A 23,998-nucleotide genomic window follows, 5' to 3' on the forward strand; every position below is an offset into this window, starting at 1 on the left:
TGATGACGATGACTGAGCCATCGCAACAGGCGTGCCATCGCTGGAGACACCGAAAATCGCCAACTGCAGCACGCCGCTGGTGAAAATTACCCGTGCAGGTTATGGTGCGGAAAACCTTGAGGGTAACTAGAACCATGATGGCTGATGCCCTGCTTGCCGACCTGACCACCGAACTGCCCAACGCCGTGCGCCTGCAACGCCTGGTGCACACCTTGCACCAGCATTTTCGCTGCGGCGCAGTGGTGCTGCTGCGGCTGGACGAGGACAGCCTGCGTCCGCTGGCGGCGGTCGGTCTGGTACAGGAGGCGCTCGGCCGGCGCTTCGTCGTTGCCCAGCACCCGCGGCTGGCGGCGATCCTCTCGCAACGCGAGCCGACCTGGTTCGAGCCTGACAGTCGCCTGCCCGACCCCTACGACGGCCTGCTCGACGCGCATGTCGGCGAACCCCTGCCGGTGCACGACTGCATGGGCGTCAGCCTCTACGTCGAGGGCAAGCTGTGGGGCGCGCTGACCCTCGATGCCTTGCATGCCGGCACCTTCGACGATGCGGCCCGCTGCGACCTGCAGCGTTTCACCCTGGTGATCGAGGCCGCCGTGCGGGTGACCCGTCTGGAACATGAGAACCGCGGCCTGCGCCTGGCGCGCAGCGATGTGCTGGAGTCCTCGGTGGAGCACGGCGAGGGTGAGATTCTCGGCCAGAGCGAGGCGATCCGCGAGCTGCTGCGCGAGCTGCAGGTGGTGGCCGACTCCGAGCTGCCGGTGCTGCTGCTGGGCGAAACCGGGGTCGGCAAGGAGTTGTTCGCGCGCTGGCTGCATCGGCATTCCCGCCGTCGCAACAAGCCGCTGGTGCACGTCAATTGCGCGGCGCTGCCGGAGTCGCTGGCCGAGAGCGAGCTGTTCGGGCACGTCAAGGGCGCCTTCTCCGGCGCCACCACCGACCGTCCGGGGCGGTTCGATGCCGCCAACGGCGGCACGCTGCTGCTCGACGAGGTCGGCGAACTGCCGCTGACGGTGCAGGCCAAGCTGCTGCGCACCCTGCAGAACGGCGAGATCCAGCGCCTGGGCGCGGACAAGCCGCGGCAGGTGGATGTGCGCATCATCGCGGCGACCAACCGAAACCTGCGCGACAGTGTGCGCGACGGGCATTTCCGCGCCGACCTCTATCACCGGCTGTCGGTCTACCCGGCGCCGATCCCGCCGCTGCGCGAGCGTGGCAATGACGTACTGATCCTCGCCGGGAATTTTCTCGAACTCAACCGCGCGCGCCTGGGGCTGCGCAGCATGCGCCTGTCGCCGGCGGCCGAGCGCGCGCTGCTGGCCTACTCCTGGCCGGGCAACGTGCGCGAACTGGAACACGTGGTCAGCCGCGCGGCCCTGCGCCTGCTCAGCCGGGGCGCCTCGCGCAGCGAGATTCTCACCCTGGAGCCCGAGCTGCTGGATCTGGACAGCCATGTCGCGGGCACGGAAGCGCCAGCGCCGACCGAGCAGCCGCTGGCAGTCGACGAGATACTGCCGTTGCGCCAGACGGTGGACGCGGCGCAGCGCAGGGCCATCGTCTACGCCCTGGAGGCTTCCGGCGAGAACTGGGCGCAGGCCGCGCGGCTGCTGGATGTCGACCCGAGCAACCTGCACAAGCTGGCGCGGCGGCTTAAGCTCAAGTAGCGCCTGTCGGCCGGTCGAGGACGCCGGTGGCCAGCTATGGTCTAACCTCAGGTCATCACTCGAGGAACGCCCAATGGCCCTGGACAACAATGAATTCAACGCCCTGCTGAACGAGGCGCAAGCCTTCGCCGAGCGCGCCGCCAGCGAGAACAACCCGCTGCATTACCGTGATGCCTTCGCCGCCAGCCTCAAGGCCATGCGCCTGCTCGGCGAAGAGTCCGGAGCCTGGCGGCAGATGGTCGCCCGCGCCACCGAGGAATTCGAGGGTGACGAGGGCATCTGAGAGCCCCGCTCTGCGCCGGCGGCCGTGCGGTCGGCGCGGATTTTCCGCTGCATTTCGTCGCAGTCGCGACGTCCGGTCAATCTTGACCCCTATCAATGCTGGCCACTGGTCAGCTGCCTAGACTGCCGGCTGTTTTCCGTTCAGCCGAACGACCGCTGCGCTGTTTGCGCGGCGCGCATGTACCCGAATGTCTAGGAGTTGTCATGCACCTGGTCTGCCCGGCAGGAAGCCTGCCCGCGCTCAAGGCCGCCGTCCAGCAGGGCGCCGATGCCATCTACGTCGGATTTCGCGACGACACCAACGCCCGCCATTTCGCCGGCCTCAATCTTGACGAAAAGCAGCTGGACAAGGGCCTGCAGCTGATCCGTGAAAAGGGGCGGCAGCTGTACATCGCCGTCAATACCTATGCCCAGCCGGAAGGTTGGAATCGCTGGCAGCGCGCCGTCGATCAGGCCGCCGACATGGGCGTCGATGCGCTGATCGCCGCCGATCCCGGCGTGCTGGGCTATGCCAGCAAGCGCCACCCCAAGCTCAAGCTGCACCTGTCGGTACAGGGCTCGGCCACCAATGCCGCGGCGCTGGGTTTCTATCAGCAGCGCTACGGCATCAGCCGCGCGGTGCTGCCGCGGGTGCTCTCGCTCAAGCAGGTCAAGCAGGTCGCCGCGAGCAGTCCGGTGCCGATCGAGGTGTTCGCCTTTGGCAGCCTGTGCATCATGGCCGAGGGGCGTTGCCATCTGTCTTCATATCTCACCGGCGAGTCGCCCAACCTCTGCGGCGTCTGCTCGCCGGCCAAGGCGGTGCGCTGGAGCGAGGAGCCTGAGGGGCTGACCTCGCGCCTGAACAACGTGCTCATCGACCGCTACGCCGCAGGCGAATCGGCCGGTTACCCGACGCTGTGCAAGGGTCGCTTCATGGTCAACGGCCAACGCTTCCATGCGCTGGAGGAACCGACCAGCCTGAATACCCTGGACCTGATCCCGGAGCTTTCCGCCATCGGCGTCACCGCGATGAAGATCGAGGGGCGCCAACGCAGCCCGGCCTACGTCGAGCAGGTCACCCGGGTCTGGCGCGCGGCGCTGGACAGCTACCTCAAGGCACCGCAGCGCTATGCGGTCGAACCCGGCTGGCGGCAGGTACTGGATGGCCTTTCCGAAGGCTCGCAGACCACCCTGGGTGCCTACCACCGAGCCTGGCAATGAACGAGGAGCCACGCATGAAACTCTCTCTCGGCCCGGTGCTGTTCTACTGGGATCGCCAGCAGACACTGGATTTCTACGCGAACATGGCGGAACAGCCACTGGACGTGATCTACCTCGGCGAAACGGTGTGCTCCAAGCGCCGCGCCATGATGCTCGACGACTGGCTGGGGCTGGCCCGCGACCTCGCCGAAGCCTCGTCGGCGCAACTGGTCCTGTCCGGTCTGACGCTGGTCGAGGCCGCCTCCGAGCTGTCCAGCCTGCGCCGCCTGTGCTACAACGGCGAGCTGCTGGTGGAGGCCAACGACATGGGCGCAGTGCAGCTGATGTCCGAGCGCAAGCTGCCCTTCGTCGGCGGCCCGGCGCTCAACCTCTACAACGGCCACGCCCTGGCCGAGCTGGTGGCCAGCGGCATGAGCCGCTGGGTGCCGCCGGTGGAAGCCTCCGGCAAGCTGATCAAGAGCGCCCGCGCGCAACTGCAGGAACTGGGCGTGGCGCTGCCGGAAATCGAAATCTTCGCCTACGGGCACTTGCCACTGGCCTATTCGGCGCGCTGCTTCACCGCGCGAGCCGAGAACCGGCCCAAGGACGATTGCCAGTTCTGCTGCCAGAACTACCCCGAGGGCATCCCGCTGCTCAGCCAGGAAGGCGAGGCGCTGTTCACCATCAATGGCATCCAGACCATGTCCGCTTCGGTCAGCAACCTGCTCGCCGACTATCAGGGGCTGGTGGACAGCGGCGCCGACCTGCTGCGCCTGAGCCCGCGGGCCGCCGGCATGGAGGAGGTGATCGGCGCCTTCGACGCGGTGCGCAAGGGCGCGCTGCCGCCCCTGGCGGTGGATGGTTGCAATGGTTATTGGCATGGCCAGCCGGGCATGCTGCGTGCCGAGGAGGCCGGTTTATGCTGAATCCGCGTGCCCATCTGGTGAATCTTGGCGGCCGCCTGTTGCCACTGGCGGCGAAAACGCCATTCCTGCTCCAGCGCCTGGCGCTGGAGCGCAGTCTCAATCAGGTATTCGCCGAGGCTCTGAACGACGGGGCCTTCGACGTGCTTGATGGCCATTGGATGAAGCTCGAGGTCGCCGATCTGGGGCTCGCCTGGTGCCTGACCTGCGAGCGCGGCAAGCTGCGCATCGCGGCGCAGGCGCCGGTCGAGGTGACCATCCGCGGCAACTGGCGCGAGTTCCTCTTGCTGGCCAGCCGTCAGGAAGACCCGGACACCCTGTTCTTCCGCCGCCGGTTGGTCATCGAAGGGGATACCGAGCTGGGCCTGGCGATCAAGAACCTGATCGACAGCCTCGACCCGGACACCCTGCCGAGCTGGCTGTGGAAGCTGCTGCAGGGCGCGGGGGAGGAGGTGGCCGCGGCCAATCGGGCGCAGGCGGCAAACGCCTGATCGAGGCACCCAAGCCGGAGCGCCGCGAATCGCAGGCGCTTCTGCTCGTTGGCACGAACGGTGGCTTCGGCCCACCTGCAAACCGTGATCTCGTTGCGCTGGCCCGGATTGATCGGGCCAGCGTCAGCTTCGGCAGATGTCACACAGCGCGCATCTGCATGCGGTCGCTGGCGATGATCTGTTTCATGTCCTCGAACAGCGCCGCGATCTCTTCCTCGCTGCAGTCTTCCCGATACCGCTTGCGCAGACCGTAGCTGCTGAGGGTGATGTGCACATCGGGCATCACGCCGTGCTGTGCCAGGCAGGCGCGGGCGCAGTGCATCGGGCAGCCGTCGATGGCCAGGATCGGTCGTCCGGAGTGGGCCTTCTTCACCAGCGCCGCGACGCGGCCGCCGACGCCGGCGATGCAGGACATTTCCGCGAGCCCGGCGCGGTCGAGGCGGACGGCCAGCGTGTTGGCCAGCTGGGCGACGTTCGAGCAGCCGGAACAGGAATAGACCAGGGGGATGGGGGTGACGGTCATCGCGCGCTCCCGGCAGTGGTGTGGGTTGGCGGGCGGACATGCCGCGGGTCATTCGTCATAGGCGGCCAGCTTGCGGTTGTCGAGGATCTCGATGCGCCGACGCTGTACGGAAATGGTTCCGGCGTCGATCAGTCGATGCAGGATGCGCGAGAAGGTTTCCGGCTGGATGCCCAGCTTCGAAGCGATCAGCCGTTTCGGCACATCGAGCACCACCACGCCGCTGTCGTCCTGCTGCGACTGCGCGAGAAAGCGCACCACCCGATGGCTGGCGTTGGCCAGGGTCAGGGTGTCGATCTCGGTCATGCGCTGGTGCAGACGGATGCTGAGGGTGGCGAGGATGTCCAGGCAGATGTCCGGCTGCTGCTCGAGGATGCGTCGGTAGTGGGGCCCGTTCAGGCTTGCCACCAGGCTGGCCTTGAGGGCGGTGGCGCTGACCGGATAGCAGGGCGTGCCCTTGAACAGCAGTGCCTCGGCGAACGACTCGCCGGCGCGCATCACTTCCACCAGCTTCTCCTGACCGTCGCAGACCACCCGATGCAGCTTGATCTGGCCACTGAAGAGGAAATAGAAGCGGTCGGCCTTGTCGCCCTGGTGAAACAGCGAGGCTCCGGCCGGCAGGCGCTTGAGGTTGGCCGAAGCGCATACCTCCTGCAGCGCGGCGTCCGGCAGCCGGCTGAACAGATGATGGCGGCGTAGCTCCGCTACCAGGGTCTTTTCGGTGAGCATGGTTCCTCCCCCGGGCTGGGCCGGGTCTTATCTGGCTGCATCCTAGGAGCGCCGCCGCGGGAGGTTCCTTGATCAGGGACAAGTCTGCGCGTCACGCAGGGTCGATGCCGTTCGCCGGCCAGCCGCTCGGGCTTGACGATGGTCAATTCGACAATGGATTTCCACCGCTAAAGTCACACCATATTGTGGTTTTCTGAAAAAATAACACTACATATGGTTATGGAGGCGGGAGTGCCCAGACAGGCAGAGGTGAACCAACCGGTCTCGCTGCGCAAGCGCGATGGCCGCTTGGCGGCGTTCGAGTTGGCCAAGATCGAGCGCGCCATTGCGGCGGCCGGGGCGGCCACGGGTGAATTCGATGCAGCGGTCGCACAGGCCCTGGCCGAGGCGGTGCGGCTGCAACTGGCCCGCCGCACGGCAGTGGAAGTCGAGCAGGTGCAGGATGCTGTCGAGCGTGCGCTGATGGCCGCCGGCCACTTCGACACGGCGCGTGCCTACATCGTCTACCGCGAGCGGCACGCCCGCCTGCGGCGTGATCGCAAGGCAGTGGTGGATGTCGCGGCCTCGATGAACGAATACCTCTCGCGTGAGGATTGGCGCGTACGGGCCAACGCCAACCAGGGCTATTCACTGGGTGGGTTGATCCTCAACGTGTCGGGCAAGGTCACCGCCAACTACTGGCTGGACGAGGTCTACAGCCCGGAGATCGGTACGGCGCACCGCGAAGGCGATCTGCATATCCACGACCTGGACATGCTCGCCGGCTACTGCGCCGGCTGGTCGCTGCGCACGCTGTTGAACGAGGGCTTCAACGGCATTCCCGGGCGAGTCGAGGCGGGCCCGCCGAAGCACCTGTCCAGCGCCCTGGGGCAGATGGTCAACTTCCTCGGCACGCTGCAGAACGAGTGGGCCGGCGCCCAGGCGTTCAGCAGCTTCGATACCTACCTCGCGCCCTTCGTGCGCAAGGACCGGCTCGGTTACGACGAGGTGCGGCAGGCGATCCAGGAGTTCATCTACAACCTCAACGTGCCGTCGCGCTGGGGCACGCAAACGCCGTTCACCAACCTGACCTTCGACTGGGTTTGCCCGGAAGACCTGCGCGAGCAGATCCCCTACATCGGCGGCGAGGAAATGCCCTTCGCCTACGGCGAGCTGCAGGCCGAGATGGAGCTGATCAACCGCGCCTACATCGAAGTCATGCAGGCCGGCGACGGCCTCGGCCGGGTGTTCACCTTCCCGATCCCGACCTACAACATCACCCACGACTTCCCCTGGGACAGCGACAACGCCGAGCGCCTGTTCGAGATGACCGCGCGCTACGGGCTGCCGTACTTCCAGAACTTCCTCAACTCGGATATGCAGCCCAACCAGGTGCGTTCCATGTGCTGCCGCCTGCAGCTGGACGTGCGCGAGCTGCTCAAGCGTGGCGGCGGATTGTTCGGCTCGGCCGAGCAAACCGGTTCGCTGGGCGTGGTGACGATCAACTGTGCGCGGCTGGGTTACCTCTACCGAGGCGACAAGGCGGCCCTGCTGGCGCAGCTGGATCGCCTGCTGGAGATGGCGCGGCAGAGCCTGGAGGTCAAGCGCAAGGTCATCCAGCAGCATATGGATGCCGGGCTCTACCCCTACACCAAGCGTTACCTCGGCACCCTGCGCAATCACTTCTCCACCATCGGCGTGAACGGCTTGCATGAGATGCTGCGCAACTTCACCGATGACGCCGAGGGGCTGCACAGCGAAGCCGGTCGCGCGCTGGCGCTCGAGGTGCTCGACCACGTGCGGGCGCGGCTGGTGCAGTTCCAGGAAGACACCGGGCACCTCTACAACCTCGAGGCGACACCGGCGGAGGGCACCACCTATCGCTTCGCCAAGGAAGACCGCAAGCGTTTCCCGGACATCCTCCAGGCGGGTACGGCCGAGGCGCCGTACTACACCAACTCGTCGCAGCTGCCGGTGGGTTTCACCGACGATCCCTTCGAGGCGCTGGCATTGCAGGACGAACTGCAGTGCAAGTACACCGGCGGCACCGTGCTGCACCTGTACATGGCCGAGCAGATTTCTTCGGCCGAAGCCTGCAAGAAGCTGGTACGCAATGCGCTGTCGCGCTTCCGCCTGCCCTACCTGACGGTGACGCCGACCTTCTCGATCTGTCCGGTGCACGGCTATCTCACCGGCGAGCACGAGTTCTGCCCGAAATGCGACGAGGCGCTGCTGCACAAGCAGCAGGCCGAAGCGGCCCTGGCCGTCTGATCTGCGATCCCATGTCACGCCGCGCCATGAGGTGCGGCGCCGCATACTCACCCCCCGCAAAGGAGCATCAGCATGACCCAAGCCAACCAACTGCCCCAGGACCAGCGCCAGCGTTGCGAAGTCTGGACCCGCGTGATGGGCTATCACCGCCCGGTCGCCGCATTCAATCCGGGCAAGCAGTCCGAGCATCGCGAGCGCCTGCACTTCACTGAAGCGGCGGCGCGGTGACCGCAGCACTTCGCGTCGGGGGGCTGGTCCCCCTGACCACGCTGGATTTTCCCGACCATCTGGCCTGCGTGCTGTTTTGCCAGGGCTGCGGCTGGCGCTGTCGCTACTGCCACAACCCGCAGCTGATTCCCGCCTGTGGCAACGAAGAAAAGCCCTGGTCGGAGATTCTGGCGTTCCTCGAGCAACGCGTCGGCCTGCTCGAGGCGGTGGTGTTCAGCGGCGGCGAGCCAACCCTGCAGACCGCGCTGCCCGAGGCTATCGCCCAGGTGCGGGCGCTGGGCTACAAGGTCGGCCTGCACAGCGCCGGCATCAAGCCGAAGCTGTTCGCCGGTATCCTGCCGCTGGTGGACTGGGTCGGTTTCGACGTCAAGGCGCTGCCCGAGCAGAGCACGGCGATCACCGGCGTGGACGGCAGCGGCACGGCCAACTGGAGGAGCCTCGAGCACCTGCTGGAAAGCGGTGTCGAGCATGAATGCCGGACCACCGTGCACTGGCAGCTGTTCGATGCCGACAGCCTGTGGGACATGGCCCAGCGTCTGCGCCGTCTGGGTGTCGAACGCTTCGCCGTGCAATGCGTGCGCACCGCGCGCATGCTCGACGACAACCTTGCCGAGAGCCGCGCACCCTACGACCAGCAGCGGCTGTGGGAACGCCTGGATCGACTGTTCCCGTCCTTCGTGTTGCGCGGTTAGTCGCAGGCGCTCCCTGCAGCCCCCGGCCCCGGGGCCGGGCTTGCTGGAGTGAAGAGGGGGAACGCGGGTGGGCTTGAGCCCACCATGAGCAGGCGGCTCACCAACCCCAGAACTGCAACCACCAGCCATAGCCCACCAGCGCGCAGCCGGCGTTGACGCAGGCAAACGCCAGCAGCCGGCGCAGGCCGTTGCCGCCGTGGCGACTGATGACGTTCCAGGCCAGATACAGGCTCCATGCGATGGCGCCGATCAGCAGCGCGGCGCGAGCCGGTTGTGCCCAGGCCAGCAGGAAACCCTCGTAGCGCAGCAGCTTGACCGTGGTCGCCGAGAGGCCGAGAAACAGCCCGGCGCCGCCCAGCGGCACCAGCGCCAGCGCCAGGTGCTGGAACACATTGTCGCCGCGGCGCATGACGCGCACGGCTGCACGTAGCAATAGCCAGAGTGCGCCGCCAATCAGCAGCGAGGCGCCGAAGATATAGGTGAGGATCGCCGCACCATCGAGCCAGGTGAAGGCATCGTTGGCCTGCGGATAGTGGGTCAGCAGCCACCAGGGCGCGTTGGCTTCCAGCGGCCAGAAGATATCGCGATCCACCAGCCATTCCGCCGCGGCCTGCTTGAGGGCGATGAACCAGGGGCTGACCGTCCACTGGAACGCGCCCATGGCTAGGCCGATCATGCCGAACAGCAGCAGGGTGCTGTCCCAGTGCTCGCCTTGCCGCTGGCCGCCGACAATGAGGATTTCCGCGTTTGGTGAGCGGGCGCTCAGCTGCACTGCGCCGCGCTGTCCGCTGCAGCGGCCGCAGGCATGGCAGTCGGCGTTGCCCTGCATGCGGCGAATGTCGATCAACGGCGCACAGTTGGGTGTCGGCAGGTGCGGTTCGCGGTTTTCCAGCCAGCGCTGCTCATCGACCTTGTAGTGCACCGGCGCCAGCCGGGCGAGCAGGGCGAACACGCCGCTGACCGGGCACAGGTGGCGGCACCAGACGCGCTTGCCGCGGCCGTAGAGAAAGCCCACCAGCATCGCCGCGACGGTGGAGCCGCCGAGAATCAGCAGCGCCGCCTGAGCGTAGTCGTAGACACTGATCAGCTGGCCATAGACGGTGGTGAGGATGAAGGCAATGGTCGGCCAGCCGCTCCAGCGCACCCAGCGCGGCGTGCGCTTGTTCAGCCCACGCCAGCTGATCCACTCGCTGAGCGAGCCTTCGGGGCAGAGTACGCCGCACCACAGGCGGCCGAAGAAGATCATCGACAGCAGCACGAAGGGCCACCACAGCCCCCAGAAGATGAACTGCGCCAGCACCGTCAGGTTGTCGAGCATGCCGGCCTGGGCCGGCGGCAGGTCGAGAAAGGCGGGAATCACCAGCAGCGTCAGGTAGAAGCCCACCACCAGCCACTGCAGCGTGCGGATGGCCTTCGCATGCTGGCGCAGCAGATCACCGAGTCGCGCCAGCCATGGCGCCTGGATGATCACGCCGGCCTCGCAGCGAGCTGCACCTGGGCCCGGGGTTTGAGCCAGGCCCATGCGGCGAGCCAGTACAGGCCGAGTGTCACCACCGCGGCCAGTGACGGCATGGCGCGGTAGCCGGTGAGGCCGGCCAGGGTGCCACCGAGGGCGCTGCCGTCATCCAGCAGGGCGGAGGTGTCCCAGAGCGGATCGCCGAACACCGTATAGAACACTTCCGGTACATCCATGCCCATCAGCTGGCCGCTGAAGCGATCCAGCGCGGCCATCAGCAGGGCGCCACCGAGCAGCAGCAACATCACCTCGCTGACCTGGAAGAAACGCCGCCAGCTGAAGTAGCGGCTGCCAGCCTGCAGCGCGGCATAGCTGAGCAGGGCGAGGACAAAGCCCAGAACTCCGCCGATGACGAAGCCGGTGAGGTCCTGGCCCTGCTGCTGGTTGCCGATGCCGTAGAGGAACACCACCGTCTCGCTGCCTTCGCGCCCGACGGCGAGCATGGCCAGCACCAGCAGGCCGAAGCCGCTGCCCTGGCTGAGCTTGTCCGCCGCGCTGTTCTGCAGGCTGGTCTTCAGGGTCCGGCCGTGCTGGTGCATCCAGCCGACCATGTGCAGGATCAGCAGGCTGGCTACCAGCAGCATCGCGCACTGGAACCATTCGCCACCGCTGCCGGCCAGCCAGTCGCCGGCCTGCAGCACGCCCCAGCCCAGCGCGCCGGCCAGGCCGAGCCCGGCGGCGACGCCGGCCCAGAGCATGCGCAGGGCGTTGCCGGCACCCGGTTGCTGACGCAGCCAGGCATGCAGGATGCCGATGACCAGCAGGGCCTCGACGCTTTCGCGCCAGACGATGAACATGGATTGGCCCATGGGGTTCTCCTCGGAAAAACTACTTGGCGATGATCTCGCCTTCGGGAAGATCCATATGGAATTCGTCGAAGAACGGGTAGCGGCCCGGCTTCAACGGATGGATCACGACGAAGGAGGTCACACCCGGTGACAGCACCTTCTCGACGCGCAACGGTGTGCTCTCGAACTCGGTCGGTCCGCTGCCGGCGTTGTGCACGATGATCTTGAAGCGCTGACGGGCCGGGACTTCGATGGTTGCCGGCTCGAAGTGGCCGTCGCGGATGGTCAGCTCGTAGGTCGGCAGCGCGGCCTGCACCGGGCCCGCAAGCCCGGCCAGCAGGGGCAGCACGCCGAGCAGCGAACGCCCGGCGCGGCCCATCAGTAGCCCCCTTTCTTGCCGATGCCGGCGTAGGTGAACTCGTAGTTCAGCTCGCAGCCTTCGAACCAGGGCGCGACGCCGGTTTCCTTGTCGGTGTGGCGACCGAACATGGCGTGCCCCGATCCCGGCGGCAGGATCTTGTAGGTCAGCTGGTACTTGCCGGGGCCGAGCAGCTTGACGTTGTCGCCGTAGTGCGGGCCGTCGTTGGCCACCATCGGATGGAAATCGCCTTCGACCACTTCGTCGGAGCCCTTCTTGCGCAGCGTGTAGTGGATGCTCAGGTAGGGCACGAAGCTGCCTTCCTGCCAGCCGTTGCGGTTGTCCTCGGTGGCGCTGATGTCGGCTTCCAGATGCACGTCGGACTCGGCGGCGGCGCGCATCATGCCCGGCGGGTCCATCTCGACCGGTTGCAGGTACACTGCGCCGACCTCCATGCCGCCGCACTGCTGCGGTTCGCCGATGGGATATTCCTTCGCCTGGGCGAGCGGGGTGAGCAGCAGGGACGTGATGGCGAGCGTGGCGGGGATGCGCATTGGGGAGCCTCCGGAAAGCTGTAAAGGACGGGGCGAAGATTGCACTTGCGCTTCCGAATGATAATGATTCGCGTCAATTTCCCAAGAAATATTTTGTTACCGGTGCCCGTATGCAAAGCCGTATGCCGCTGCAGGCCGCTGTTGGCGGGCGTCGGCGGCTGACTGCGACCGGTCGTCACAGCGCCGTCGTGGCACTGACTCCGGTCGTGTCGAAGCCTCGCTGCAGCACGTCGCCGTTCCGGTGGAGCAAACGGCTGCGCTGACGAAGCCGCGGCGGCGCGAACCGTCGCCTGGGGAATCCTCTAAGATGGTGCACCTTTCGTTCCCGGGGACTTCATGCAACCGCCCGTAGCACTCGATGCCCGCACTGCGCGAATTCTGCCGTGGCTGGTGGCCATCGCCTTCTTCATGCAGACGCTGGACGGCACCATTCTCAATACCGCGCTGCCGGCCATGGCCCGCGACCTGGCCGAGAACCCGCTGCGCATGCAGGGTGTGGTGATCGCCTACATGCTAACGGTCGCCTTGTTGATTCCGGCATCGGGCTGGATTGCCGATCGCTTTGGCAGTCGGCGAATCTTTGTCGCGGCCATCGTGCTGTTCTCCCTGGGTTCGCTGCTCTGCGCGCTGTCCACCAGCTTCAACCAGCTCGTCGCATCCCGCGTGCTGCAGGCGCTGGGCGGGGCGCTGATGCTGCCGGTGGGGCGGCTGGTGGTGCTGCGCGCCTTTCCGCGCAGCGAATTCGTGCGGATCATGGCCTTCATCGCGTTGCCGGGGCTGGTCGGGCCGCTGCTCGGGCCGACCCTGGGCGGCTGGCTGGTGGAGTACGCCTCCTGGCACTGGATCTTCCTGATCAACCTGCCGGTGGGCGTGATCGGTTGCATCGCCGCGCTGCGCTTCATGCCGGATCTCAAGGGGCCGGAGCGGGTGCGTTTCGATACCCTGGGTTTCGTGCTGTTCGGTGCCGCGATGGTGCTGATCACCATCGCCCTGGAAGGGCTCGGCGAGATGCACATGCCGCATGCGCGGGTGATGCTGCTGCTGTTCGGCGGTGCCGCCTGCATGGCTGCCTACTGGCTGCGCGCCGGTCGCATCGATGCGCCGCTGTTCAGTCCCACGCTGTTCCATACCCGCAGCTTCGCGGTCGGCATCTTCGGCAACCTGTTCGCGCGCCTGGGGGGCGGCGCTCTGCCGTTCCTGGTGCCGCTGTTGCTGCAGGTGGCGCTGGGCTATTCGCCGGCTCAGGCGGGCATGAGCATGATTCCGCTGGCCCTGGGGGCGATGGCGGTGAAATCCCTGGCCAAGCCGATCATCGACCGCCTCGGCTATCGTCGCCTGCTGATCGGCAACACCTTGCTGCTCGGCGGCCTGATCGCCAGCCTGGCGACCATCGGCACGCAGACGCCGACCTGGCTGCTGCTGGTGCATCTCGGGCTGATCGGCATGGTCAACTCCATGCAGTTCACCGCGATGAACACCGTCACCCTGATCGGCCTCAGCCATGCCGATGCCAGCAGCGGCAACAGCCTGCTGTCGGTGGTGGTGCAGCTGTCGATGAGCCTTGGTGTCGCCACCGCTGGCGCGCTGCTCGGCGGCTTCACCGTGGAGGGTGCGGCGGGCAGCGAGGTGCTGCACGCTTTCCAGCTGACCTTCCTCTGCGTGGGTGTCATGGCCATGCTCGCGGCCGCGCTGTTTCTGCAGCTGGAGCCCCGCGACCCCGGCCACGACGATGACTCGCGGCGCGCCGTTGACGTGGCCGAGTAGAACAGCTGGTTGCGACCTGTAAGCTTTGTGGGCAGGTCGGTCAGCCGCCCCACGGCGCGCTCCCTGCAGGCTTGATCGCGATGGCTATTGCGCCACCGCGAACCCGCTGCATTTGTTTACCTGTTCAAGTAAACATTATCGACCTGTCGTATCAGGCTACATATTGTTGCGGCTCTGGACTGGCATTCTGCCGTTATGGAAGGAGCGAAGGAATGAATGGGATGAGCCTGGCCTGGCTGCTGATCGGAGGATCGCTGTGCAGCGTGATGGTGCTGCTGGTTCTGCTATGGCTGCTGTGGCTGGAACGCAGGAGCCAGCGGTGCGAGCTGACGGTGTTGCGTGAACTGCTCGACGGCCTCGGGCAGGTGATCGTGCGGCTGGAGAAGGACAAGGCCGAGCTGACATCGGGGTTGCGCGCGGAAAAAGCCCACGTCGCCCAGTTGCGTCGGCAAATCGAGCTGCTGCGTCGCTGAAATTTGTTGTTAGTACGAACATATTACTTCGAAAGGCCGATGTGTACGGCTATGATGCGCTCCTGTTTGTTATAAAAACTACAATCTTGGAGGTTTCATGCATCCCCGGGTCGTCGAAGTCACCGAGCGCCTGATCGAGCGCAGCCGTCCGACGCGCGAGGCCTATCTCGCCATGATTCGCGCCGCCGCGAGCGCCGGGCCGGCCCGCAACGCGGCGCAGTGCGCCAACTTCGCCCATGGTGTCGCCGGCTGTGGCGCGAAGGACAAGCAGCGCCTGCGCCTGCCTGATGCGGCCAACGTGGCCATCGTCACCGCCTACAACGACATGCTCTCGGCGCACCAGCCCTACGAGGACTACCCGGAGCGCCTGCGCCAGGCGCTGCGCGAGATCGGCTCGGTGGGTCAGGTGGCCGGCGGCGTGCCGGCGATGTGTGATGGCGTTACCCAGGGCGAGCCTGGCATGGAGCTGGCCATTGCCAGCCGCGAGGTGATCGCCATGAGCACGGCGGTGGCGCTGTCGCACAACCTGTTCGACGCCGCGCTGCTGCTCGGCATCTGCGACAAGATCGTGCCTGGCCTGCTGATCGGTGCGCTGCGCTTCGGTCATCTGCCGGCGCTGTTCGTGCCGGCCGGGCCGATGCCCTCCGGCCTGGCCAACAAGGACAAGGCCGCGGTGCGCCAGCGTTACGCCGAAGGCAAGGCTGGCCGCGACGAGCTGCTCGCTGCCGAGATGCAGGCCTATCACAGCCCCGGCACCTGCACGTTCTACGGCACCGCCAACACCAATCAGATGCTGATGGAAGTGATGGGGCTGCACCTGCCCGGCTCGTCCTTCGTCAATCCGGGGACGCCATTGCGCGATGCGCTGACCATCGAGGCGGCGCGCCAGGTCACGCGGCTCACGCCTCAGGGGGGCTGCCACACGCCCCTCGGCGAGCTGGTCGACGAGCGCGTGCTGGTCAACGCCGTGGTTGCGCTGCATGCCACCGGCGGCTCTACCAACCACACCCTGCACATGCCGGCCATCGCCCAGGCGGCGGGCATTCAGCTGACCTGGCAGGACATGGCCGACCTCTCCGAAGTGGTGCCGACGCTGGCCCGCGTCTATCCCAACGGCTCGGCGGACATCAATCACTTCCATGCCGCTGGCGGTGTCGCGTTGCTGGTGCGCGAGCTGCTCGACGCCGGCCTGCTGCACGACGATGTGCATACCGTGATGGGGCGAGGCCTGCATCGCTATACCCAGGAGCCCTTCCTCGAAGATGGCAGGCTGACCTGGCGTGAAGGGGCTGCGCAAAGCCTTGACGACAGCATCCTGCGCCCCGTGGCGCGGCCGTTCTCCGCCGAGGGCGGATTGCGGCTGATGAGCGGCAACCTCGGGCGCGGGGTGATGAAGGTGTCCGCCGTGGCGCCGGAGCATCGCGTGGTCGAGGCGCCGGCGCGGATCTTCTCCGATCAGCTGGAGCTGGTGGAGGCGTTCAAGGCCGGCGAGCTGGAGCGTGATTTCGTCGCCGTGGTGCGATTCCAGGGACCGCGCGCCAATGGCATGCCCGAGCTGCACAAGCTGACGCCTTATCTCGGCGTGCTGCAGGACCGCGGCTTCAAGGTCGCGCTGGTCACCGACGGGCGCATGTCCGGTGCGTCGGGCAAGGTGCCGGCGGCGATCCATGTCTGCCCGGAAGCGATCGATGGCGGGCCGCTGGCGCGGCTGCGCGATGGCGATCTGTTGCGTGTGGATGGGCAGGCCGGTGTGCTCGAGGTGCTGGTGGATGCCGTCGAGCTGGCTGACCGCTCACCTGTTGCTGCGCCGGCGGCGGGCGTGCAGGGCTGCGGCCGCGAGCTGTTCGGCTTCATGCGGGCGGCGTTCAGCTCCGCCGAGCAGGGCGCCAGCGTATTCACCGCCGGGCTGGAGGTGCTGCGATGAGGCTGGCGCTGGTCGGTGACATCGGTGGGACCAATGCGCGCTTCGCGCTCTGGCGTAACGCCCGGCTGGAAGCGGTGCGCGTGCTGGCGACGGCGGATTTCGCCACGCCCGAGCTGGCGGTCGAGTACTACCTGGCGTCGCTCGGTCTTGCGCCGGGCAGCGTCGGTGCGGCCTGCCTGGCCTGTGCCGGGCCGGTCAAGGGCGAGCAGTTCGTGTTCACCAACAACCACTGGCGGTTGGGGCGCAGGGGTTTCTGTGGTGCCCTGCAGCTGGATGAGCTGCTGCTGATCAACGACTTCGCGGCCATGGCGCTGGGTATGACCCGGGTCGCCGAAGCGCAGCGGCGCACCATCTGCAATGGCGCCGCGGAGACGGGCGCGCCGGCGCTGGTGATCGGGCCCGGCACCGGGCTTGGCGTGGCCACGCTGCTGCCGCTGGCAGGCGGCGGCTGGCAGGCGCTGCCGGGAGAGGGTGGGCACGTCGACCTGCCGTTGGCGGATGCCTACGAGGCGGCGCTGTGGCAGCAGCTGTTCGCCGGGCTCGGCCATGTGCGCGCCGAGGATGTGCTCAGTGGCGGCGGCCTGCTGCTGCTGTACCGCGCGCTCTGCCTGCTGCACGACCAGGCGCCGCGGCTGGCAGCGCCGGCCGAGGTCACGGCGGCGGCGCTGGCCGGCGATACGCTGGCCGCGGCGACCCTGGAACAGTTCTGCGTGTGGCTCGGTCGCGTGGCTGGCAACAACGTGCTGACCCTGGGCGCGCGCGCGGGCGTGTATATCGTCGGTGGTGTGGTGCCGCGCTTTGCCGATTTCTTCGCCGCCAGCGGCTTCGCCCGTGGCTTTGCCAGCAAGGGCTGCATGAGCGCTTATCTCGCCGACGTGCCGGTGTGGCTGGTAACCGCGGAATATCCGGGGCTCGAGGGTGCCGGAGTGGCGCTGGAGCAGGCCCTGGCGTGCGTGCCCGGCTAGCGCGGTCGATATCCATGATGTTGTTGGAGCAACATCATGGAGCGGTGCGTGGTTCCTTGCGGGGCTGCGAGCTCCGCATCATGGCTCGGGATTGTCGATGCCCGAGCGGTCGGGCTGGCGGCGTCAGCTCGGCTCCTCGTCCGCCGGATAACGGCTGGCGTTGAGGCTTTCCTTCACCTTGCGCAGGTGCGGCTGGAAATCCACGCCGCGGCGCAGAGTCATGCCGGTGGCGAGCACGTCGAGCACCGTCAGCTGGATGATGCGCGAGGTCATCGGCATGTAGATGTCGGTGTCCTCGGGCAGTGGAATGTTCAGGCTCAGCGTGCTGGCCTGGGCCAGCGGCGAGCCGGCGGCGGTCAGGCCGAGTACCGAGGCGCCGTTCTGGCGGGCGATGCGTGCCACTTCCACCAGCTCGCGGGTGCGCCCGGTGTAGGAGATGATCACGAACAGCTCGCCCGTGTGCGCTACGGACGCCAGCATGCGCTGCATCAGCACGTCCGAATGGGCGGTCACCGCCAGGTTGAAGCGGAAGAACTTGTGCTGTGCATCCAGCGCCACCGAGGCCGAGGCGCCGAGGCCGAAGAAGTGGATCTGGCGGGCCTGGATCATTAGGTCCACGGCGCGGCTGACCAGTTGCGGGTCGAGGCTCTGACAGGCGCTGTCCAGCGAGGCGATGGCCGAGCCGAAGATCTTGCGTGTGTATTCCGCCGGGCCGTCGTCGGGCTCTACCGCCTGGCTGACATAGGCGGCGCCGCTGGCCAGGCTCTGCGCCAGCTGCATCTTCAGTTCCGGGTAGCCGCTGACGCCGAACGAGCGGCAGAAGCGATTCACCGTCGGCTCGCTGACCTGTGCGGTCTGCGCCAGGGCGGCGATGCTGAAGCGGGTGGCCTGCTGAGGGTTGCGCAGGATGACTTCGGCCACCTTGCGCTCGGCCTTGTTGAGGTCTTCGATGCGACGCTGGATCTGCTCGAGCAGGTTGTGTACGCGGTCCATGACGATCCTGATGCGGCGGGTCAGAGGTGCCCTATGCTACTGAGCGGGCTGCGGAGCGACTACCGGAATCTCTTTTTCTTGCTAAATGTTGTTTTTATTACTACATCATCCTTGAATAAACGCGGCTTCGCGTGTATTCATAGTGCAGTGTTAGTAGAAGAACAAACATCATGACGCCATTATCTGTCGAACCCTGCACCCTGGCGCTGTTCGGCGCCCTCGGTGATCTGGCCCTGCGCAAGCTGTTTCCCGCGCTCTATCAGCTCGATCGCGCCGGCCTGCTGCCAACCGAAACGCGCCTGCTCGCGCTGGCTCGTGAGAGCGGCGAGGCGGCGAGCCATCTGGCGATGATCGAAGAACATCTGCGTCGCCACGTCGGCGAGCGCGACCTCGATGAAGCCGTGCTGCAGCGCTTCATGGCGCGCCTTGACTACCTGAGCATGGATTTCCGCCGCGCCGAGGATTTCGCTGCGCTGGCGGACAAGGCCGGCAACGCGGAAAGCATCGTCGCCTTCTTCGCCACCCCGGCATCTGTCTACGGTGCGATCTGCGCCGGGCTGGCCGAGGCCGGGCTGGCCGAGCGCACCCGCGTGGTGCTGGAAAAGCCCATCGGCCATGACCTGGAATCTTCCCGCGAAGTGAACGACGCGGTGGCGCGCTTCTTCCCGGAAGACCGCACCTACCGCATCGATCATTACCTGGGCAAGGACACGGTGCAGAACCTGATCGCCCTGCGCTTCGCCAACAGCCTGTTCGAAACCCAGTGGAACCAGAACCACATCTCCCACGTGGAGATCACCGTCGCCGAAACCGTCGGCATCGAGGGCCGCTGGGGCTACTTCGACCAGGCCGGCCAGCTGCGCGACATGATCCAGAATCACCTGCTGCAGTTGCTCTGCCTGATCGCCATGGACCCGCCCAGCGACCTCTCGGCCGACAGCATCCGCGACGAGAAGGTCAAGGTGCTCAAGGCGCTGGCGCCCATCGCGCCGGAGCATCTTGGCCAGCAGCTGGTGCGCGGCCAGTACGTCGCCGGCAGCATCCTTGGCCGCCACGTGCCGGGCTATCTGGAGGAAGAAAACTCCAACACCCAGAGCGACACCGAAACCTTCGTCGCGCTGCGGGCGGAAATCTGCAATTGGCGCTGGGCCGGCGTGCCGTTCTACCTGCGTACCGGTAAGCGCATGCCGCAGAAGCTGTCGCAGATCGTTATCCACTTCAAGGCGCCGCCGCACTACATCTTCGCCCCGGAACAGCGCCAGCTGATCGGCAACAAGCTGATCATCCGCCTGCAGCCGCAGGAGGGCATCTCGCTGCTGGTTATGACCAAGGACCAGGGCCTGGACAAGGGCATGCAGCTGCGCAGCGGCCCGCTGCAGCTGAACTTCTCGGAAACCTACAAGAGCCCGCGTATCCCCGATGCCTACGAGCGCCTGTTGTTGGAAGTGATGAAGGGCAACCAGAACCTCTTCGTGCGCAAGGACGAAATCGAATACGCCTGGAAGTGGTGCGACCAGCTGATCGACGGCTGGCAACGCGTCGGCGCGCCTCCCAAACCCTACGCAGCAGGCAGCTGGGGACCGGCTGCCTCGATTGCCCTGATCAGCCGTGACGGCAGGAGTTGGTATGACGATCTCTAATCTCGATCTGCCTGTGCAGACCTTGGGTTTCAGCCTCGGCAACGCCGACCAGCTGGCCGGCGAACTGGCGCTGACGGTGAGCAACGCCCTGCGCAGTGCGATCGCCGAGCGCGGTGCGGCGACCCTGGTGGTGTCCGGCGGCCGCAGCCCGATCGCGTTCTTCGAGCGCCTGGCGCAGCAGGAATTGGACTGGAGCAAGGTCACCATCAGCCTCGCCGACGAGCGCTGGGTGCCGGTCAGCCATCCCGACAGCAACGAAGGCCTGTTGCGCCGCCATCTGCTGCAGGGCCCGGCCGCTGCGGCGCGCCTGGTTGGCCTGTACCAGAGCGCGGCAAGCCTGGAGCAGGCCGCCGAACGCGCCGACGCCAAATTGGCCGAACTGCCGCCGATCGACGTGCTGGTGCTGGGCATGGGCGAGGACGGCCACACCGCCTCGCTGTTCCCCGACAGCCCGAACCTGGAAGCGGCGCTCGACCCGCGTGGTGCGCGGCGCTGCCTGCCGATGCAGGCGCCGAGCGTACCGCGCCAGCGCCTGAGCATGTCCCTGGCGCTGCTGGCCAGCGCGCGGCTGACCCTGCTCGCCCTGCACGGCCCGGGCAAGCTGGCCACGCTCAACCAGGCCCTGGCCGGCGAATCCTATGAAGCGATGCCGATCCGCGCCTTCCTCGCCCGCCCCCTCGAAATCTACTGGTGCCCCTGAGGCCGCAAGGAATCTTTTATGACAGCTACCCAAACCCGCGCCGTCAGCATGACCGACAAGATCGCCCTGATCGACCAGTGGTGCAGTGCCGCACGCATCCTGCCGGTGATCACCATCGAGCGCGAGGCGGACATCCTGCCGCTGGCCGACGCCCTGGCCGCCGGTGGCCTCAAGGTGCTGGAAATCACTCTGCGCTCGGCGCTGGGTCTGAGTGCCATCTGCCTGCTGCGCGAGCAGCGCCCCGAACTGATCGTCGGTGCCGGTACCGTGCTGGATGCCGCCATGCTGGCCCAGGCCGAGGCGGCCGGTGCGCAATTCATCGTCTCTCCGGGCAGCACTGGCGAGCTGCTGGATGCCGCGTTGCACAGCCCGTTGCCGCTGCTGCCGGGCGTGGCCAGCGCCTCGGAAATCATGCTCGGTTACGCCCTGGGTTACCGCCGCTTCAAGCTGTTCCCGGCCGAAGTCTGTGGCGGCGTCGCCGCACTCAAGGCGCTGGGCGGGCCGTTCGGCAATATCCGTTTCTGCCCGACCGGTGGCGTCAACGCGCGCAATGCCAGGGACTACCTGGCGCAGTCCAATGTGATGTGCGTTGGTGGTACCTGGATGGTCGACGCCAAGGCCGTGCGTGCTGGCGACTGGGCCGCCATCGAAAGCGCCACACGCCAGGCCCTGCAGGCGCTGGACAGCGCAGCGCCAGCCGAACTGCCGCGCGACTTCGACTTGCGCGCCGAGCGTGCCGAACAGCGCGAGCTGTAATCTGTCCGACCCATCGCGGTGGGCGTGGGGCCTGCCGTGATCGCCCCGATTCGCTACCTGGAGGTTCCATGACTACTGCGCGCCCGCTTGCCGACCTGTTTCCCCGTCTCGATGAGATTCCCGCTGCCTATCAGCCGGATGCTCCGGTCGAGCAGCGTGACTATCTGGTCGATGGCGAGTTGATGCACTGGGACGGCCCGCTGGCGGAAGTTCGCAGCCCGGTGTTTCTGCGCGAGGCCGATGGCAGCGAGCGTCAGGTGGTGCTGGGCAGCACGCCGCTGCTGGATGCCGACGCCGCGCTGCGTGCACTGGACGCCGCCGTTGCCGCCTATGACTACGGCCGCGGAGCCTGGCCGACCATGCGCGTGGCCGAGCGTATCGCCCATGTCGAAGCCTTCCTGGCGCGTATGCGCGAGCAGCGCGAGGCGGTGGTCAAATTGCTGATGTGGGAGATCGGCAAGAACCTCAAGGATTCGGAGAAGGAATTCGACCGCACCTGCGACTACATCGTCGACACCATCCATGCCCTGAAGGAACTGGACCGCAGCTCCAGCCGCTTCGAGCTGGAGCAGGGCACCCTCGGGCAGATCCGCCGCGTGCCCATGGGCGTGGCGCTGTGCATGGGGCCGTACAACTATCCGCTGAACGAAACCTTCACCACGCTGATCCCGGCGCTGATCATGGGCAACACCGTGGTGTTCAAACCGGCCAAGTTCGGCGTACTGCTGATCCGCCCGCTGCTCGAAGCCTTCCGCGACAGCTTCCCGGCGGGGGTCATCAACGTCATCTACGGCCGCGGTCGCGAGACGGTCAGCGCGCTGATGGCCAGCGGCAAGGTCGACGTGTTCGCCTTTATCGGCACGCACAAGGGCGCGGCCGACCTGAAGAAACTGCACCCGCGTCCGCACCGCCTGCGCGCCGCGCTGGGGCTGGATGCGAAGAACCCGGGCATCGTCCTGCCGCAGGTCGATCTCGACAATGCCGTGGAGGAGGCGGTGACCGGAGCGCTGTCGTTCAACGGCCAGCGCTGCACCGCGCTGAAGATCCTCTTCGTGCATGAGGCGGTGCTCGATGGCTTCCTCGAACGCTTCGCTGCGCGGGTCAACGCGCTCAAGGCGGGCATGCCCTGGGAGCCGGGCGTGGCGCTGACGCCGCTGCCGGAGCCGGGCAAGACCGATTACCTGCATGCGGTGCTGGAAGACGCCGTGGCCAAGGGCGCGCGGGTGATCAACGCCGGCGGCGGCGAGTCGCACCAGACCTTTTTCCAGCCGGCAGTGCTGAGCCCGGTGGATTCGTCCATGCGTGTCTATCACGAAGAGCAGTTCGGCCCGCTGGTGCCGGTGGTGCCCTACCGCGACCTGCAGGAGGTGATCGACTACGTCACCGCCTCCGACTACGGCCAGCAGCTGTCGATCTTCGGCAACGACCCGGCGCAGGTAGGCCGGCTGGTGGATGCCTTCGTCAACCAGGTCGGGCGCATCAACATCAACGCCCAGTGCCAGCGCGGACCGGACAGCTATCCGTTCAACGGTCGCAAGAATTCCGCCGAAGGCACGCTGTCGGTACATGACGCCCTGCGCGTGTTCTCCATCCGTACCCTGGTGGCGACGCGCTTCAACGAGGCCAACAAGGAGCTGGTCGACCGGATCATTCGTGACCGCCAGTCGAGCTTCCTGACCACCGACTATATCTTCTGACGGAGCGCCACGATGGCCGCACCCGTGCTCGCCCAGCCGCTGTTGCTGGGCATGATGCGCCTGCTGGAATACCCCGAGCTGGGCGAGCCCCAGGCGTTGTTGCGCTTTATCGAACGCTGTGTCGAGCGCGGGCTGAACGGCTTCGACCATGCCGACATCTATGCCGGCGGGCAATGCGAGGCGCACTTCGGTGCGGCCCTGCGCCAGGCACCGGGACTGCGCCAGCGCCTGCAGATCATCGGCAAGGCCGATATCGTGCCGGCGGGGCAGGACTGCTCGCGCTGGCGGGTCAAGCACTACGACTCCAGTGCCGGCTACCTGCGCCGGGCGGTGGACGACAGCCTGGCGCGACTGGGCGTGGAACGACTCGATGGTTTCCTGCTGCATCGCCCGGACCCGCTGCTGCAGGTCGACGAGGTGGCCGAGACGCTGAACGGACTGGTCGCCAGCGGCAAGGTCGGCTGGGTGGGGCTGTCCAACGCCGGCATCCTGCATTGCCAGGCACTTGCGCAGTGCGTGCCGCTGCGCTGCAACCAGATCGAGCTGTCACTGCAGGCCCAGCACTGGGTATGGGATGGCAGCCTGCATGCGTTGCAGGCTGCCGGCCTGCAGGTGCTGGCATGGTCGCCCATGGGCGGTGGACGCTTCGGCGATCGGCTATGTAGCGCACTCGATGAAGTCGCCGCCGACCGGGGCGCCACGGCCAATCAGCTGGCGCTGGCCTGGCTGCGGCAGCTGCCCGGCCGGCCGTTGCCGATCCTCGGCAGCCTGCGCTGGGAGCGGATCGAGGAGGCGCTGCTGGGCGCCGAACTGGAGCTGGACCGTCCCGCCTGGTTCTACCTGAGCGAAGCGGCCCGCGGGCATGAGGTGGCCTGAGCAGGGACATCTGTCCGCTATCCGAGGTGGAAAATGCTT

24 protein-coding genes are annotated in these 23,998 nt (G+C 66.8%); 17 read left to right on the forward strand and 7 right to left on the reverse strand.

Annotation, left to right across the window (positions count from 1 at the left end; translation table 11 throughout):
• Positions 1-134: 134 nt before the first annotated feature.
• The 5 genes from norR to ubiT all read left to right on the forward strand — a co-directional run bounded on the left by norR (position 135) and on the right by ubiT (position 4,536).
• Positions 135-1,661 (forward strand): nitric oxide reductase transcriptional regulator NorR, encoded by a 1,527-nt coding sequence (gene norR / locus VF716_RS12080; protein WP_285532935.1) that lies wholly within the window; start codon positions 135-137, stop codon positions 1,659-1,661.
• 73 nt (positions 1,662-1,734) lie between these two features.
• Complete coding sequence (locus VF716_RS12085) at positions 1,735-1,944, forward strand: hypothetical protein (protein ID WP_011914537.1); 210 nt, start codon at positions 1,735-1,737, stop codon at positions 1,942-1,944.
• 203 nt (positions 1,945-2,147) lie between these two features.
• Positions 2,148-3,143, forward strand: a complete 996-nt coding sequence (ubiU, locus tag VF716_RS12090) for a ubiquinone anaerobic biosynthesis protein UbiU (protein ID WP_014597669.1) — start codon at positions 2,148-2,150, stop codon at positions 3,141-3,143.
• Between the two features lie 14 nt (positions 3,144-3,157).
• A complete protein-coding gene (locus VF716_RS12095; protein WP_125919281.1) occupies positions 3,158-4,048 on the forward strand; it encodes a U32 family peptidase in 891 nt (296 codons plus the stop codon).
• Positions 4,042-4,536 (forward strand): ubiquinone anaerobic biosynthesis accessory factor UbiT, encoded by a 495-nt coding sequence (gene ubiT, locus VF716_RS12100; RefSeq protein WP_014597668.1) that lies wholly within the window; start codon positions 4,042-4,044, stop codon positions 4,534-4,536. Before VF716_RS12095 ends, ubiT begins: the two co-directional genes overlap by 7 nt.
• A gap of 139 nt (positions 4,537-4,675) precedes the next feature.
• On the opposite strand, the gene VF716_RS12105 is transcribed toward ubiT, so the two are convergent.
• Positions 4,676-5,059 carry a putative zinc-binding protein gene (locus tag VF716_RS12105; protein ID WP_011914534.1) on the reverse strand — a complete coding sequence of 128 codons (384 nt, stop codon included), beginning with the start codon at positions 5,057-5,059 and terminating at the stop codon, positions 4,676-4,678.
• Positions 5,060-5,107: 48 nt separating this feature from the next.
• On the reverse strand, positions 5,108-5,785 hold the full coding sequence (locus VF716_RS12110) for a Crp/Fnr family transcriptional regulator (RefSeq protein WP_011914533.1): 678 nt from the start codon (positions 5,783-5,785) through the stop codon (positions 5,108-5,110).
• 219 nt (positions 5,786-6,004) lie between these two features.
• On the opposite strand from VF716_RS12110, the gene VF716_RS12115 reads away from it, so the two are divergent.
• The 3 genes from VF716_RS12115 (at position 6,005) to VF716_RS12125 (ending at position 8,955) form a co-directional block, all read left to right on the forward strand.
• Entirely contained in the window at positions 6,005-8,035 is a 2,031-nt protein-coding gene (locus VF716_RS12115) for a ribonucleoside triphosphate reductase (protein ID WP_440552740.1), read from the forward strand.
• 72 nt (positions 8,036-8,107) lie between these two features.
• Positions 8,108-8,263 (forward strand): anaerobic ribonucleoside-triphosphate reductase, encoded by a 156-nt coding sequence (gene nrdD / locus VF716_RS12120; RefSeq protein WP_011914531.1) that lies wholly within the window; start codon positions 8,108-8,110, stop codon positions 8,261-8,263.
• On the forward strand, positions 8,260-8,955 hold the full coding sequence (locus tag VF716_RS12125) for an anaerobic ribonucleoside-triphosphate reductase activating protein (protein WP_197861084.1): 696 nt from the start codon (positions 8,260-8,262) through the stop codon (positions 8,953-8,955). The genes nrdD and VF716_RS12125 overlap by 4 nt, the downstream gene beginning before the upstream one ends.
• A 97-nt stretch (positions 8,956-9,052) precedes the next feature.
• On the opposite strand, the gene VF716_RS12130 is transcribed toward VF716_RS12125, so the two are convergent.
• The 4 genes from VF716_RS12130 to VF716_RS12145 are packed head-to-tail and all read right to left on the reverse strand — an operon-like array spanning position 9,053 to position 12,171.
• Complete coding sequence (locus VF716_RS12130) at positions 9,053-10,426, reverse strand: 4Fe-4S binding protein (RefSeq protein ID WP_011914529.1); 1,374 nt, start codon at positions 10,424-10,426, stop codon at positions 9,053-9,055.
• Positions 10,423-11,280 carry an FTR1 family iron permease gene (locus VF716_RS12135; RefSeq protein ID WP_013983964.1) on the reverse strand — a complete coding sequence of 286 codons (858 nt, stop codon included), beginning with the start codon at positions 11,278-11,280 and terminating at the stop codon, positions 10,423-10,425. Before VF716_RS12135 ends, VF716_RS12130 begins: the two co-directional genes overlap by 4 nt.
• A 19-nt stretch (positions 11,281-11,299) precedes the next feature.
• Positions 11,300-11,638, reverse strand: coding sequence for a cupredoxin domain-containing protein (locus tag VF716_RS12140; protein ID WP_011914527.1), 339 nt, complete (start codon positions 11,636-11,638; stop codon positions 11,300-11,302).
• The gene (locus tag VF716_RS12145) at positions 11,638-12,171 is read right to left on the reverse strand and encodes an iron transporter (protein WP_011914526.1); all 534 of its coding nucleotides are present in this window, start codon (positions 12,169-12,171) and stop codon (positions 11,638-11,640) included. Before VF716_RS12145 ends, VF716_RS12140 begins: the two co-directional genes overlap by 1 nt.
• 336 nt (positions 12,172-12,507) lie before the next feature.
• On the opposite strand from VF716_RS12145, the gene mdtD reads away from it, so the two are divergent.
• From mdtD to VF716_RS12165, 4 genes are all read left to right on the forward strand, one after another.
• Entirely contained in the window at positions 12,508-13,935 is a 1,428-nt protein-coding gene (gene mdtD / locus VF716_RS12150) for a multidrug transporter subunit MdtD (RefSeq protein ID WP_020306016.1), read from the forward strand.
• Between the two features lie 212 nt (positions 13,936-14,147).
• Entirely contained in the window at positions 14,148-14,408 is a 261-nt protein-coding gene (locus VF716_RS12155) for a hypothetical protein (protein ID WP_037004345.1), read from the forward strand.
• A 97-nt stretch (positions 14,409-14,505) separates the two neighbouring features.
• Positions 14,506-16,332 (forward strand): phosphogluconate dehydratase, encoded by a 1,827-nt coding sequence (gene edd, locus VF716_RS12160; protein WP_440552721.1) that lies wholly within the window; start codon positions 14,506-14,508, stop codon positions 16,330-16,332.
• Positions 16,329-17,297, forward strand: a complete 969-nt coding sequence (locus VF716_RS12165) for a glucokinase (RefSeq protein WP_020306021.1) — start codon at positions 16,329-16,331, stop codon at positions 17,295-17,297. Before edd ends, VF716_RS12165 begins: the two co-directional genes overlap by 4 nt.
• Before the next feature lie 123 nt (positions 17,298-17,420).
• Here VF716_RS12165 and VF716_RS12170 read toward each other — a convergent pair whose 3' ends face one another.
• Positions 17,421-18,290 carry a MurR/RpiR family transcriptional regulator gene (locus VF716_RS12170; protein WP_013983959.1) on the reverse strand — a complete coding sequence of 290 codons (870 nt, stop codon included), beginning with the start codon at positions 18,288-18,290 and terminating at the stop codon, positions 17,421-17,423.
• A gap of 170 nt (positions 18,291-18,460) precedes the next feature.
• Between VF716_RS12170 and zwf the strand changes: the two genes are divergently transcribed.
• The 5 genes from zwf to VF716_RS12195 all read left to right on the forward strand — a co-directional run bounded on the left by zwf (position 18,461) and on the right by VF716_RS12195 (position 23,959).
• A complete protein-coding gene (gene zwf, locus VF716_RS12175) occupies positions 18,461-19,930 on the forward strand; it encodes a glucose-6-phosphate dehydrogenase (RefSeq protein WP_003283592.1) in 1,470 nt (489 codons plus the stop codon).
• Positions 19,917-20,630, forward strand: a complete 714-nt coding sequence (gene pgl / locus VF716_RS12180; RefSeq protein WP_125921124.1) for a 6-phosphogluconolactonase — start codon at positions 19,917-19,919, stop codon at positions 20,628-20,630. Before zwf ends, pgl begins: the two co-directional genes overlap by 14 nt.
• Positions 20,631-20,648: 18 nt before the next feature.
• A complete protein-coding gene (locus VF716_RS12185; protein WP_135265865.1) occupies positions 20,649-21,386 on the forward strand; it encodes a bifunctional 4-hydroxy-2-oxoglutarate aldolase/2-dehydro-3-deoxy-phosphogluconate aldolase in 738 nt (245 codons plus the stop codon).
• A gap of 68 nt (positions 21,387-21,454) precedes the next feature.
• Positions 21,455-23,083, forward strand: coding sequence for an NADP-dependent glyceraldehyde-3-phosphate dehydrogenase (locus tag VF716_RS12190; protein WP_045159631.1), 1,629 nt, complete (start codon positions 21,455-21,457; stop codon positions 23,081-23,083).
• A gap of 12 nt (positions 23,084-23,095) precedes the next feature.
• Positions 23,096-23,959, forward strand: coding sequence for an aldo/keto reductase (locus VF716_RS12195; protein ID WP_283270240.1), 864 nt, complete (start codon positions 23,096-23,098; stop codon positions 23,957-23,959).
• Positions 23,960-23,998 lie beyond the last annotated feature (39 nt).

Source organism: Stutzerimonas sp. Brlt_14 (assembly GCF_051948915.1).
In the GTDB taxonomy this organism is placed as follows: domain Bacteria; phylum Pseudomonadota; class Gammaproteobacteria; order Pseudomonadales; family Pseudomonadaceae; genus Stutzerimonas; species Stutzerimonas stutzeri.